The organism is Pseudomonas sp. RIT-562 (assembly GCF_026241895.1).
Classification (GTDB): Bacteria; Pseudomonadota; Gammaproteobacteria; order Pseudomonadales; family Pseudomonadaceae; genus Aquipseudomonas; species Aquipseudomonas mandelii_F.
The window spans coordinates 177556-189605 of the sequence record NZ_JAPJIV010000003.1 but is presented as its reverse complement, the minus strand read 5'-3'; the positions used below and the strand labels follow the sequence as shown (position 1 = coordinate 189605).

General features: G+C 60.8%; 12 protein-coding genes. 7 read left to right on the top strand and 5 right to left on the bottom strand.

The window, feature by feature from the left end; genetic code table 11:
* Positions 1 to 11 precede the first annotated feature (11 nt).
* The 4 genes from ORL50_RS05765 to rsgA form a co-directional block, all read right to left on the bottom strand.
* Positions 12 to 503, bottom strand: coding sequence for a toll/interleukin-1 receptor domain-containing protein (locus tag ORL50_RS05765; RefSeq protein ID WP_266010973.1), 492 nt, complete (start codon positions 501 to 503; stop codon positions 12 to 14).
* Positions 503 to 1462 carry a caspase family protein gene (locus tag ORL50_RS05760; protein WP_266010971.1) on the bottom strand — a complete coding sequence of 320 codons (960 nt, stop codon included), beginning with the start codon at positions 1460 to 1462 and terminating at the stop codon, positions 503 to 505. Before ORL50_RS05760 ends, ORL50_RS05765 begins: the two co-directional genes overlap by 1 nt.
* A 3-nt stretch (positions 1463 to 1465) precedes the next feature.
* Positions 1466 to 1873, bottom strand: coding sequence for a TIR domain-containing protein (locus tag ORL50_RS05755; protein WP_266010969.1), 408 nt, complete (start codon positions 1871 to 1873; stop codon positions 1466 to 1468).
* A 199-nt stretch (positions 1874 to 2072) separates the two neighbouring features.
* Complete coding sequence (gene rsgA, locus ORL50_RS05750; RefSeq protein WP_045061846.1) at positions 2073 to 3104, bottom strand: small ribosomal subunit biogenesis GTPase RsgA; 1032 nt, start codon at positions 3102 to 3104, stop codon at positions 2073 to 2075.
* 107 nt (positions 3105 to 3211) lie between these two features.
* Here rsgA and orn point away from each other — a divergent pair, with 107 nt between their 5' ends.
* Positions 3212 to 3754: an oligoribonuclease gene (orn, locus tag ORL50_RS05745; protein WP_045061845.1), complete on the top strand. Its 543-nt coding sequence runs from the start codon at positions 3212 to 3214 to the stop codon at positions 3752 to 3754.
* A 211-nt stretch (positions 3755 to 3965) separates the two neighbouring features.
* On the top strand, positions 3966 to 4577 hold the full coding sequence (locus ORL50_RS05740; RefSeq protein ID WP_266010965.1) for a trimeric intracellular cation channel family protein: 612 nt from the start codon (positions 3966 to 3968) through the stop codon (positions 4575 to 4577).
* A gap of 78 nt (positions 4578 to 4655) precedes the next feature.
* Here the strand turns inward: ORL50_RS05740 and queG are convergent, their stop codons facing one another.
* A complete protein-coding gene (queG, locus tag ORL50_RS05735) occupies positions 4656 to 5720 on the bottom strand; it encodes a tRNA epoxyqueuosine(34) reductase QueG (protein ID WP_266010964.1) in 1065 nt (354 codons plus the stop codon).
* 63 nt (positions 5721 to 5783) lie between these two features.
* On the opposite strand from queG, the gene ORL50_RS05730 reads away from it, so the two are divergent.
* The 5 genes from ORL50_RS05730 to miaA are packed head-to-tail and all read left to right on the top strand — an operon-like array spanning position 5784 to position 12044.
* The gene (locus tag ORL50_RS05730; RefSeq protein ID WP_266010962.1) at positions 5784 to 7283 is read left to right on the top strand and encodes an NAD(P)H-hydrate dehydratase; all 1500 of its coding nucleotides are present in this window, start codon (positions 5784 to 5786) and stop codon (positions 7281 to 7283) included.
* Positions 7271 to 7741 (top strand): tRNA (adenosine(37)-N6)-threonylcarbamoyltransferase complex ATPase subunit type 1 TsaE, encoded by a 471-nt coding sequence (tsaE, locus tag ORL50_RS05725; protein WP_266010960.1) that lies wholly within the window; start codon positions 7271 to 7273, stop codon positions 7739 to 7741. Before ORL50_RS05730 ends, tsaE begins: the two co-directional genes overlap by 13 nt.
* Entirely contained in the window at positions 7742 to 9169 is a 1428-nt protein-coding gene (locus ORL50_RS05720; RefSeq protein ID WP_323055220.1) for an N-acetylmuramoyl-L-alanine amidase, read from the top strand. It abuts the gene before it with no gap.
* A complete protein-coding gene (gene mutL / locus ORL50_RS05715; RefSeq protein WP_266010958.1) occupies positions 9166 to 11073 on the top strand; it encodes a DNA mismatch repair endonuclease MutL in 1908 nt (635 codons plus the stop codon). The genes ORL50_RS05720 and mutL overlap by 4 nt, the downstream gene beginning before the upstream one ends.
* Entirely contained in the window at positions 11073 to 12044 is a 972-nt protein-coding gene (gene miaA / locus ORL50_RS05710; RefSeq protein ID WP_266010956.1) for a tRNA (adenosine(37)-N6)-dimethylallyltransferase MiaA, read from the top strand. Before mutL ends, miaA begins: the two co-directional genes overlap by 1 nt.
* The last annotated feature ends 6 nt before the right edge of the window (positions 12045 to 12050 follow it).

Below are 12050 nucleotides of genomic sequence, written 5' to 3'. Positions count from 1 at the left end.
TGTTGCCTGGCTCAAATACCGCGGCGGATGCGGTTCTTGAGGTCAGCGTGGAAGCGCTCGGCGTTGGTTTTATTGAAGCTGCGTGTGGACTGGTTGCCGGTGATCGAATCCAGCGCAGCCGAGCGTTTGAGTATCACTTCGTTTTTATACGCCTCAATGAAGAAGTCGATGTCTTTGCCGGTGGTCAGTTTCGGCCACTTGTCGAGGTACAGCGGCAACTCGGTGGGTCCGGTCTTGAACGAGCAGATGCGCCGGTTGCTGATAGTTGCTTCGCCGATTTCAAAAGGCACCCACCACGACTGTGCGGTTCTTTCCGAGACCACGGCCAGCAGATGCGTGCATTCGCTGATATTTCTGGTGATGACCTCAGTAATGTCCTCGGTGGTCTGGGATTCCGGGTCCAGCACATCCAGATAAGTCTTGATGTTTGCCTGCATCAGGCGGGTGTTGATGTGCATCGCATGGGCGCGATCCACGTGGCGGTAGCTGATAAACACTGGCATCAGAAATGTCCCTTGATCGCGAGTTCGCGGTAATAGGCGCCGAGCGCTGTCAGGCGGCAGCCGGTGGAGTGGAGGGCGGCGTAGTACATGTGTTCGGCGTCCACTGGCTCGACCAGGCTGTGGCGATTGCACTTCTGCAATTGGGCGAACACTTCGCCGTGGGCGGGATCGAAGCTGGCCTCGGTGGGTTCGTAGCTCGGGTCCAGCGCGAAGACCGACTCGGCCTCGGCGAACCAGTCGGGCAGCTTGCGCAGGATTTCCTTGGGGATGAGCGGTGAGACTTCCCGCAGTGAAATGAACTGCGACACGTTGGTCTTGAACACCGGTCGCTGCTCCCAGGCGTCGAGTGCATTGTCGACGAACGAGTAAAGGCTGCCGGGGGTGATTTTGCCCAGGATGTTGGCGGCGCCGCCGTGCAAGGCCTGGAGCAGCAAGCCGGTGAACACGCCATGATTTGCGCCCTCCATGGCCGGCTCCTCTTTCTTGCAGGCGGTGAGAATGGTCATGCCCTCGCCAACCATGCTGCTCTCGCTGCGCAAGGCGCGGACCTCGCCGGCGGAGCCGCCCTGGCAGCAGTCGAGGATGACTACCTTGTTTTTGATCTTGGTTGCTTTGGACGCCCAGTTGAGGATGTCGCTGATGCGGATTCCGTCCTTGGCGGACTTGTAGTCCTGGGGCACCAGCATGCCCTCGTCGGTATCCGAGTCGTAGGCGCCGTGACCGGCGAAGTACAGCAGGGCAACGTTGCAATCGCCGGAAAACAACTCGCGAATCTGATCTTCGATCTTCTCGCGGCTCAGGTAGTCCTCGGCCGAGGTCAGCACGACGTTCTTGAAATTCGGATCGCCATTGGCATTGGTCTTGAGCACCGAAGCCATGGCCATTGCATCGTTGTTGCAGCCGTTCAACGAGGAGACATGCTGGTAATTGTTGATTCCAATAAACAGGCCTTTACGCATGCTTCAATCCGCCGCGTGAGTGCGGATGGCACTGATGATGCTGAGGGTATTCCACGCGCACTCCGCATGCGCGGCCTGGCGGACTACCGTGGAAATGCGCTCGGCGCCGAACGGCTTGATCGCGATGATGACCTTGCCCATGCGCTTGGCGATCGCGATTTCCTTGTTGATCCACTTGCTATAGGTGGAATACATGCCGGCCATGATCAGCACAGCCGAACATGGCCGAATCTTGTTTTCGATGGCCGCTTCCAGCTGCTGGTCATTCAGCGCGCCAATGATCGGATTGTGCGGTGGTACCGAAAAATTCTTGAAAGTGAAAGTCGGGTGCGCGGCGAGCATTTCAACCAGGCGATCGTGTTTGTCGGCGTAGTTCCACGAGTGGCTGATGAACAGGTGATAGGTTTGCATGAAAGATCCCTCAGATTGCAGAGGGCTTGAATGTAGGCAACAGCTGGGCGGTAACAAGGTCTTGGTGGATAAAGAGAAATGTCCTACAGCGGGCGTGTGCAAGCCCTACAGAAATGTCTGACGTTTAATGGTCTTCGGATTTTACAGGCAGGCAGCAGCAAGCCCGCCCCCTCGGTGTCGAGGGGGCGGGGGCGGCTGTTTAGTAGGTGCTTTCAGGCAAGCTGGCGATGATCGAGCGGTAGCTGTTCATCCGTTGCTGTTGCACGCGGCCGTCTTCCAGGGCCTTGAGCAGGGCGCAACCGGGTTCGCGGTCGTGTTTGCAGTCGCGGAAGCGGCAGGTGCCGATCAGGTCATTGAACTCGATGAAGCCGGCTTCGACGTCGGCGCGGCTGACGTGGCCCAGGCCGAACTCACGGATACCCGGTGAGTCGATCAGCTCACCGCCACCGGGGAAGTGGAACAGGCGCGCGGTGGTGGTGGTATGGGTGCCCTGACCGGACAGCTCCGACAGTGGGCCGACGCGGGTGTCGACTTCCGGCAGTAGGCTGTTGACCAGCGAGGACTTGCCGACGCCGGATTGGCCGACGAACACGCTGATGCGCCCGTCCAGCTGTTGCTGCAGCTGTTCCATGCCGTTGCCGTGGTGGGCCGAGACTTCCAGCACCGGATAACCCAGCGTGCGGTAGACCGCCAGCAAAGCATTCAGCGCCGGGGCGTTCTGCTCGTCGATCAGGTCGAATTTGTTCAGCAGCAGCAACGGACGGATGCCCGCGTGCTCGGCGGCGACCAGATAACGATCGATGAGGTTGGCGTGAGGCTCGGGCAGCGGGGCGAAGACAATCACGATCATGTCGACGTTGGCTGCCACCGGCTTGAGCTGGCCACGGCTATCGGGGCGGCAGAGCTCGGTGTTGCGCGGCAGTTGCGCGACGATCACGCCGATACCCTGGTTGCCGGCCCGCCACACAACCCGGTCGCCGGTTACCAGCGCAGGCAGGTTGGCCCGCAAGTGGCAGCGGAATACCTGGCCGGCCAAATCGCCATCAAGGGCCTCGACTTCGACCTGCACGCCGAAGTGCGCGATCACCAGGCCGGTTTGTTCCGGACCTAGGTCGCCACCTTCGAGTGCCTCGACAGCCGAGGACTCGCGTTTGGCGGCGCGGGCAGCGCGCTCGCCCTGAATCTTTTCGATGCGCCAGTTTTGACGACGATTGAGTTGGCGTTTGGCCATGGGTGTTCCGTATCAAGAATGCAGCGATTAGGTAAAACGGTCGCGAGTTTAGCACGCCCGGCCACCTCTCTAAGCTAAACTGCGCAGCATTGCCTAGGAGCCGACACATGCAAAACCCACAGAATCTGATCTGGATCGACCTGGAAATGACCGGTCTGAACCCTGATACGGACGTCATCATCGAGATGGCCACCATTGTCACTGACAGTGATTTGAACACCCTGGCCGAAGGCCCGGTGATCGCCATCCACCACAGTGATGAAATTCTCGCCGGCATGGATGAGTGGAATACCCGTCAACATGGCGGCTCGGGTCTGACTCAACGGGTTCGCGACAGTCGTATCAGCATGGCCGAAGCCGAAGCCGAGACCATCGCATTTCTGGAGAAATGGGTGCCAAAAGGCAAGTCGCCGATCTGTGGTAACAGCATTTGCCAGGATCGTCGCTTCCTGTACACCCACATGAAATCCCTGGAAAGCTATTTCCATTACCGCAACCTTGACGTGTCGACGCTCAAGGAACTGGCTGCGCGCTGGGCCCCTGAAGTGCGTGACAGCTTCCAGAAGGGCAGCACTCACCTGGCCCTGGACGATATCCGCGAATCCATCGCCGAGCTGCAGCACTACCGCAAGCATTTTATAAAATTCTAAAGCTGGAAATCGACCTGTAGGAGCCGGCTTGCCGGCGATAGGGCCCTTGAGGACACCATCGCCAGCAAGCAGGCTGCTACGGGATCTGCGTATGCCTGTGGGAGCAAGGCTTGCCCGCGATGCAGGCGACGCAGTCTTATGTAACCAGTGCCCTCTTTTGGTGCCGCGCCGAAGTGGCTAGACTGCGCGCCTTCCCGCAAGGACCGCTGCCATGTTGCTGATGCTCTACTTGATCGCCATCACCGCCGAAGCCATGACTGGCGCGTTGTCCGCCGGGCGTCGCGGCATGGACTGGTTTGGCGTGGTGCTGATCGCCTGCGTCACGGCCCTGGGCGGTGGCTCGGTGCGCGATGTGCTGCTGGGTCATTACCCGCTGACCTGGGTCAAACACCCGGAATACCTGGTGCTGACCTCGTTCGCCGCCATGTTCACTGTCTTCGCTGCCCGCTGGATGCGTCACCTGCGCTCGTTATTCCTGGTGCTGGATGCCGTGGGGCTGGTGGCGTTCACCCTGATCGGCTGCATGACCGCCTTGGAAATGGGCCACGGCATGCTGGTGGCTTCGGTCAGCGGAGTAATCACCGGGGTGTTCGGTGGCATCCTGCGGGACATCTTCTGCAACGATATACCGCTGATTTTCCGCCGGGAGTTGTACGCCAGCGTTTCGTTCGCGGCGGCCTGGTGCTACATGCTGTGCATTTATCTGCAGATGCCAGGCGAGCAGGCCATCCTGGTGACGCTGTTTGGCGGGTTTCTGCTGCGGTTGCTGGCGATCAGATTCCACTGGGAAATGCCCAAGTTCGTCTATAACGACGAGGCGTGACGCGGTCCCCTGTAGGAGCTGCCGAAGGCTGCGATCTTTTGATTTTTAAGATCAAAAGATCGCAGCCTGCGGCAGCTCCTACGCCAGGCCGTGTTGTTTCAGGGCCCATTCCACGTGTTCGCGAACCAGTTCGGATGGATATTCGCGTCGAGCCTTCAACGCCTCCAGCACCGGAATACTCGACGGCGCATTGCCCAAGCCCACCGCCAGATTACGCAGCCAGCGCTCATAACCCGCCCGACGTAACGGCGAGCCCTCGGTGCTGCCGAGAAATTTTTCTTCATCCCACATGAACAGCTCGGCCAGTTCGGCATTGTCCAGATTGTGCCGCGGCTTGAAGTCACTTTCCCCCGAAGGGCGGGCAAACCGATTCCATGGGCAGACCATCTGGCAGTCGTCGCAACCAAACACCCGATTGCCGATCAGTGGTCGCAGTTCTTCCGGAATCGCGCTTTTGAGCTCGATGGTCAGGTAAGAAATGCAGCGTCGGGCGTCCAGCACATAGGGGCCGACAAACGCATTGGTGGGACAGATATCCAGGCACGCGGTGCAGCGGCCGCAGTGTTCGGTGCTGTGGGGTGGGTCTACGGGCAGCGGCAGATCAACGAAGAGCTCGCTGAGGAAGAAATAGCTGCCAGCCTTGCGGTTCAATACCAGGGTGTTTTTGCCGATCCAGCCCAAGCCGGCCTTTTCCGCAATGGCCTTCTCCAGCACCGGGGCGCTGTCGACAAAGGCGCGATAACCGAAGGGGCCGATGACCGCCTGGATTTTTTCTGCCAGTTGTTGCACACGTTTACGGATCAATTTGTGGTAATCGCGGCCCAAGGCATAACGCGAGACGTAAGCTTTTTCAGGTTCAGCCAGGCGCTTGGCCATTTCGGTGTCCCCCGGCAGGTAGTCCATGCGCAGGGAAACCACCCTAAGGGTCCCGGGTACCAGTTGTTCTGGATGCGAGCGTTTGCTGCCGTGGGCGCCCATGTATTCCATTTCGCCGTGGTAGCCGGCTGCCAGCCAGCGCTCCAGGTGCTGTTCATGCTCGGCCAGGTCGAGGCCGCTGATGCCGACTTGCTGGAAGCCCAGCTCGCGGCCCCAGTCCTTGATGGATTGGGCGAGGGCGGACAGGTCTGTGGTAATAGCGGGCATGAGGCGAGAGAAACCGGAGCTGAGGTGAGTATAATTCTGCCAGACATCGGAGCCCGAAGACGCATGCCGCACACTAAAGATGAATTACCCGACGCGCTGTACAGCGCCGCGCAAGTCCGTGGGCTTGATGCGAGCTTGATCGCGGCGGGCACTCCAGGCTTCGAATTGATGCAGCGTGCGGCCCGGGCGACCTGGCGCGCGCTGGTGCGCCAATGGCCGTCGGCGAACGAACTGAGTGTGCTGGCCGGGCATGGCAACAATGCCGGTGACGGCTATCTGGTGGCCGTGTTGGCCAGGCGCGCAGGGTGGTCGGTACGCGTATTGGCCGTGGCTGATCCCCAGCGTTTGCAGGGTGATGCGGCGCGGGCTCATGCCGAGGCGGTTGCGGAAAATGTGTCCATCGAAGCCTGGAGTCCGCAGTCCACCTTGCGCGCAATAGTGCTGGACGCCTTGCTGGGGACCGGGCTGAGCGGTGAAGTGCGTGAGCCCTACGCCAGTGCTATCGCCGCCATCAATGCCAGCGGCCTGCCAGTCGCTGCGGTAGATATTCCTTCAGGCTTGTGTGCCGACACGGGGCGAATCCTCGGCTGCGCGGTCCGTGCTGACCTGACGGTAACCTTCATCGCCCTGAAACTGGGGCTGTTCACTGGCGATGCAGCGGATAACGTGGGCGACCTGGTATTCAATGATCTGCAGGCAGATCCTCAACTATTGGCTGGCGCGGCTATCAGTGCCCGGCGCCTGAGCACCGCGAATCTGCCGCGCCTGGCATCCCGGGCGCCTGTTGCCCATAAAGGTCAATTTGGCCACGTGCTGCTGATCGGCGGTGATCGCGGCTTCGGCGGGGCTATTCTCCTGAGTGCGCAAAGCGCGCTGCGCAGTGGCGCGGGGATGGTCTCAGTGGCAACACGCAGCGAACACGTGCCCGCCGCCCTGGCGAGGATTCCCGAGGCGATGGTGCTGGGTACTTCGTCGGCGAATCAGCTGATGGGATTGCTGGGCAAGGTGTCAGTGCTGGTGGTGGGGCCAGGCTTGGGGCAGACCGCCTGGGGACGCAGTCTATTGTCCGCTGCCTCCAACGCACCGCTGCCGCAAGTCTGGGACGCCGATGCGCTGAACCTGCTGGCCGAGGCGCATGTCCGCTTGCCCAAGGGTTGCGTGATCACTCCGCATCCGGGGGAGGCTGCGCGCTTGTTGGGCCTGTCGACGGCCGAGGTTCAGGCTGACCGCCCTGCGGCGGCCCGTGCATTGAGTGAAAAATATACAGCCGTCGTCGTTCTCAAAGGCGCCGGCAGCCTGATCGCTAACCCCGACGGGCGTCTGGCGGTGTGTCATCAGGGCCATCCGGCGATGGCTACTGCGGGTTTGGGCGATGTGCTGGCCGGTTTGGTCGGCGCTTTGCTGGCCCAAGGCATGGACGCATACGACGCGGCCTGCCTGGGGGTGTGGTTGCACGCCAATGCTGGCGCGCAGGAAGGTAAATCGGGCCGTGGGCTGGCGGCCAGTGATCTGATCCCGGCCATTCGTCAGTTGTTGGAGGAGCAAGCACCGTGTCTGAAGTAACCCTGTACCTGGCTGATGAAGAGGCGATGACTGCATTGGGTGCACGCATCGCACGAACCACTGGTGGGCATGGTCTGATTTTTCTCGAGGGTGATCTGGGGGCGGGCAAGACCACGCTGTCGCGGGGCATCATTCGGGGGCTGGGACATGTCGGTGCGGTCAAGAGCCCGACATTCACTTTGGTCGAGCCTTACGAGATTGGCGAGGTCCGGGCTTTCCATTTCGACCTCTACAGGCTGGTCGATCCGGAAGAGCTGGAGTACCTGGGCATTCGGGATTATTTCGAAGATGACGCTCTGTGTCTTATTGAATGGCCCGAAAAGGGTGCAGGCTTTTTGCCAAAGCCCGACCTGACCATTACCATTAGCCCGCAAGACAGCGGGCGTTCGCTGAAAATTTTGTCCCAAGGCTCGCGCGGCGAGTCGTGGTGTGCCGCTTTGGCATTGGAATCCAATTAGATGATGGGGTCAGGTATGCGCTTTCGCGCGATGGTAGCTGCCGTAGGATTGTTGCTTTTGGCGGTAACCGTCAACGCTGTGGCCGAATCGAAGGTCAACAGTGTTCGCTTGTGGCGAGCGCCGGACAACACACGGCTGGTGTTCGACCTGACAGGGCCGGTGCAGCACAGCGTTTTCACGCTGACTGCGCCAGACCGACTGGTCATTGATATCAATGGCGCATCCCTGGGTGCCCCGCTGAATGTCAACTCGGCGAACACGCCGATTACCGCCATGCGTTCGGCCCAGCGCACGCCGACCGACCTGCGGGTGGTTATCGACCTGAAGAAAGCCGTCACGCCGAAAAGCTTCACCCTGGCGCCGAATGCCCAATACGGCAATCGCCTGGTGGTCGACCTGTTCGATGACGCCGCCGACGCTGCGCCTATTCCCGTACAGACCAACGTCGCCAAGGTAGCTCCGGTGCCGGTCACGCCAATCGATCCGCCAGTCAAGTTACCGCCAGCCCCGGCAGGCAAGCGCGACATCATTGTGGTCATCGATGCCGGTCACGGTGGCGAAGATCCGGGCGCTTCGGGCTCTCGTGGCCAGCGCGAGAAAGACGTGGTGCTGGCCATTGCCCGCGAGCTGCAGCGCCAGGTCAACGGCATGAAGGGCTTCCGCGCCGAACTGACCCGTACGGGCGACTATTTCATCCCGCTGCGCGGCCGAACCGAAATTGCCCGCAAGAAGGGTGCTGACCTGTTCGTCTCGATCCATGCCGACGCGGCCCCATCGGCGGCGGCATTCGGCGCTTCGGTATTCGCCCTGTCTGATCGCGGAGCCACTTCCGAGACGGCCCGCTGGCTGGCCGACAGCGAAAACCGTTCCGACCTGATCGGCGGTGCCGGCAACGTGAGTCTCGACGACAAGGACCGCATGCTCGCTGGCGTATTGCTCGACCTGTCGATGACGGCGTCCCTGACCTCCAGCCTCAACGTCGGCCAGAAAGTCCTGAGCAACATTGGTCGCGTCACCCCGCTGCACAAGCAGCGGGTGGAGCAGGCCGGGTTCATGGTACTGAAATCTCCGGACATTCCGTCGATCCTGGTGGAAACCGGGTTTATCTCCAATGCCAACGAAGCATCGAAACTCGCCGCGTCGAGCCATCAGCAAGCGCTGGCCCGCTCTATCAGCAGCGGCGTACGCCAGTTCTTCCAGCAGAATCCTCCGCCAGGCACTTACATCGCCTGGTTGCGTGATTCCGGCGGGATCGCCCAAGGACCACGCGATCACCGGGTCAACCCCGGTGAGACGCTGGCGATGATTGCCGTGCGTTACCAGGTGTCCCCGGCCACCTTGCGCAGCGCGAACAATCTGAAGACTGACGACCTCAAGGCGGGTCAGCACCTGACCATTCCTGGCACCGAACTGGCGGCCAAGGAATGAATCAGGTCGTCGCCAACGATGCTCGTATCGAGCTGCTCAGCCCACGCCTGGCGAACCAGATTGCCGCCGGCGAGGTGGTCGAGCGCCCGGCTTCGGTAATCAAGGAGTTGTTGGAAAACAGCCTCGACTCCGGCGCCAAACGCATTGACGTCGATGTCGAGCTCGGTGGCATCAAGTTGCTGCGGGTGCGTGACGATGGTCGCGGGATATCGGCCGATGACCTGCCTTTGGCTCTGGCTCGCCACGCCACCAGCAAGATTCGCAACCTGGAAGACCTTGAGCAGGTCATGAGCCTCGGGTTCCGTGGCGAGGCCCTGGCATCGATCAGTTCCGTGGCGCGCCTGACGCTGACCTCGCGCACCCGCGAAGCCGATCAGGCCTGGCAGGTGGAGACCGAAGGTCGCGACATGTCGCCCCGGGTGCAGCCGGCGGCACATCCGGTGGGCACTTCGGTGGAAGTGCGCGACCTGTTTTTTAATACCCCGGCCCGCCGCAAGTTTCTCAAGACCGAAAAAACCGAATTCGATCACCTGCAGGAAGTGATCAAGCGCCTGGCGTTGGCGCGTTTCGACGTGGCATTCCATCTGCGCCACAACGGCAAGACCATCCTCAGCCTGCACGAGGCCCACGACGACGCGGCCCGTGCGCGTCGGGTGGCGGCAATTTGTGGTTCGGGCTTTCTCGAGCAGGCTCTACCGATCGAAATCGAGCGCAATGGCCTGCATCTGTGGGGGTGGGTCGGTTTGCCGACGTTCAACCGCAGCCAGGCCGACCTGCAGTATTTCTTCGTCAATGGCCGCGCGGTGCGCGACAAACTGGTGGCTCACGCCGTACGCCAGGCTTATCGCGACGTGCTGTTCAATGGCCGGCATCCGACTTTCGTGCTGTTCTTCGAAGTCGATCCGGCTGGCGTTGACGTCAATGTGCACCCGACCAAGCACGAAGTGCGCTTTCGCGATGGGCGCATGGTTCACGATTTCCTCTATGGCACGTTGCACCGCGCCTTGGGCGACGTGCGCCCGGATGACCATCTGGCAGCGCCGTTGGCGACGGCCAGCGTTCGCCCGAGCGGTATTGATGCCGGCGAATTCGGTCCGCAAGGCGAAATGCGCCTGGCCGCCAATGCGCTGCTGGAGCAACCTCAGGCGCAACCGGCGTTCAATACGGCGGGCTCCGGCGCTGGCGCCGGCTATCAGTATCAATACACCCCGCGGCCGCAGTCCGGCGTGCCTGCAGCTGAAGCCCAGGCAGCGTATCGTGAGTTTTTTGCGCCGTTGCCGGAAGCCAATGCTGTTGCCCTGCCGGCCGGGCAGGACGATATCCCTCCGCTGGGTTATGCATTGGCCCAGCTCAAAGGCATCTACATTCTTTCCGAAAATGCCCAGGGCCTGGTGCTGGTGGACATGCACGCCGCGCACGAGCGGATCATGTACGAACGGCTGAAAGTTGCCATGGCCAGCGAAGGCCTGAGTGGCCAGCCGCTGTTGGTTCCCGAATCCCTGGCGGTGAGTGAGCGCGAAGGCGATTGCGCGGAAGAGAACATCGCCTGGTTCCAACGCCTGGGCTTTGAATTGCAGCGCCTTGGCCCGGAAACACTGGCCATTCGGCAGATTCCAGCCTTGCTCAAGCAAGCGGAAGCCAATCGGCTGGTCAGCGATGTCTTGGCCGACTTGATGGAGTACGGCACCAGTGACCGCATCCAGGCGCACCTGAACGAATTGCTCGGCACCATGGCCTGCCACGGCGCTATTCGCGCCAATCGGCGCCTGGCGCTCCCGGAAATGAACGGTCTGCTACGCGATATGGAAAATACCGAGCGTAGCGGTCAATGCAACCATGGCCGACCGACCTGGACCCAGCTGGGCCTGGACGATCTGGACAAACTGTTCTTGCGCGGTCGTTGATGAGCCAGCTCCCTCCTGCGATTTTCCTCATGGGGCCGACCGCTGCCGGCAAAACCGACCTGGCCATCGAGCTCACCAAGGTCTTGCCGTGTGAACTGATCAGCGTCGATTCGGCGTTGGTCTACCGCGGCATGGACATCGGGACTGCCAAGCCTTCCAGGGAATTACTGGCCCAATACCCGCACCGCCTGATCGATATCCTTGATCCGGCCGAGAGCTATTCTGCTGCAGATTTCCGTCGCGACGCCCTCGAGGCCATGGCTGACATAACTGCTCGCGGAAAAATTCCCCTGCTGGTCGGCGGCACGATGCTCTATTACAAGGCTTTGGTGGACGGCTTGGCAGACATGCCAGCGGCCGATGCTGAAGTTCGCGCGCAGATCGAGGAAGAGGCCGCGCGCCTGGGTTGGCAAGCCTTGCACGACCAGTTGGCGATCATCGATCCGGAGTCTGCAGCGCGTATTCATCCGAACGATCCTCAGCGCCTCAGTCGAGCGTTGGAAGTTTACCGGGTGAGCGGTCAGAGCATGACTGCGCTACGCTTGCAACAATCTGCGCAAAGTACTGAAGCAGCCGCTTCGGGGCGGCAACAATTGCCCTATACTGTCGCGAACTTGGCCATTGCTCCAACAAATCGCCAAGTACTGCATGAGCGGATTAAACAAAGATTCACATTAATGTTGGAACAGGGATTCATTGACGAGGTCGTAGCCCTGCGTAAGCGAAGTGACCTGCATGCCGGGTTGCCGTCTATACGTGCAGTAGGCTACCGACAAGTCTGGGATTACCTGGATGGCAAGCTGACGCAAGCCGAGATGCAGGAGCGTGGAATCATTGCCACGCGCCAGTTGGCGAAGCGCCAGTTCACCTGGCTGCGCAGCTGGGCTGATTTACACTGGTTGGACAGCCTGGATTGCGACAATCTGCCGCGCGCCTTGAAATACCTGGGGACCATCTCCATATTGAGCTGAGTCCTT

Bases quoted from the DNA above. Each gene is read 5' to 3' on its own strand.
- ORL50_RS05720 (WP_323055220.1), top strand. From the start codon at position 7,742: ATGATGGGGTCAGGTATGCGCTTTCGCGCGATGGTAGCTGCCGTAGGA.
- miaA (WP_266010956.1), top strand. From the start codon at position 11,073: ATGAGCCAGCTCCCTCCTGCGATTTTCCTCATGGGGCCGACCGCTGCC.
- ORL50_RS05760 (WP_266010971.1), bottom strand. From the start codon at position 1,462: ATGCGTAAAGGCCTGTTTATTGGAATCAACAATTACCAGCATGTCTCC.
- orn (WP_045061845.1), top strand. From the start codon at position 3,212: ATGCAAAACCCACAGAATCTGATCTGGATCGACCTGGAAATGACCGGT.
- queG (WP_266010964.1), bottom strand. From the start codon at position 5,720: ATGCCCGCTATTACCACAGACCTGTCCGCCCTCGCCCAATCCATCAAG.
- ORL50_RS05755 (WP_266010969.1), bottom strand. From the start codon at position 1,873: ATGCAAACCTATCACCTGTTCATCAGCCACTCGTGGAACTACGCCGAC.
- rsgA (WP_045061846.1), bottom strand. From the start codon at position 3,104: ATGGCCAAACGCCAACTCAATCGTCGTCAAAACTGGCGCATCGAAAAG.
- ORL50_RS05740 (WP_266010965.1), top strand. From the start codon at position 3,966: ATGTTGCTGATGCTCTACTTGATCGCCATCACCGCCGAAGCCATGACT.
- ORL50_RS05765 (WP_266010973.1), bottom strand. From the start codon at position 503: ATGCCAGTGTTTATCAGCTACCGCCACGTGGATCGCGCCCATGCGATG.
- mutL (WP_266010958.1), top strand. From the start codon at position 9,166: ATGAATCAGGTCGTCGCCAACGATGCTCGTATCGAGCTGCTCAGCCCA.
- ORL50_RS05730 (WP_266010962.1), top strand. From the start codon at position 5,784: ATGCCGCACACTAAAGATGAATTACCCGACGCGCTGTACAGCGCCGCG.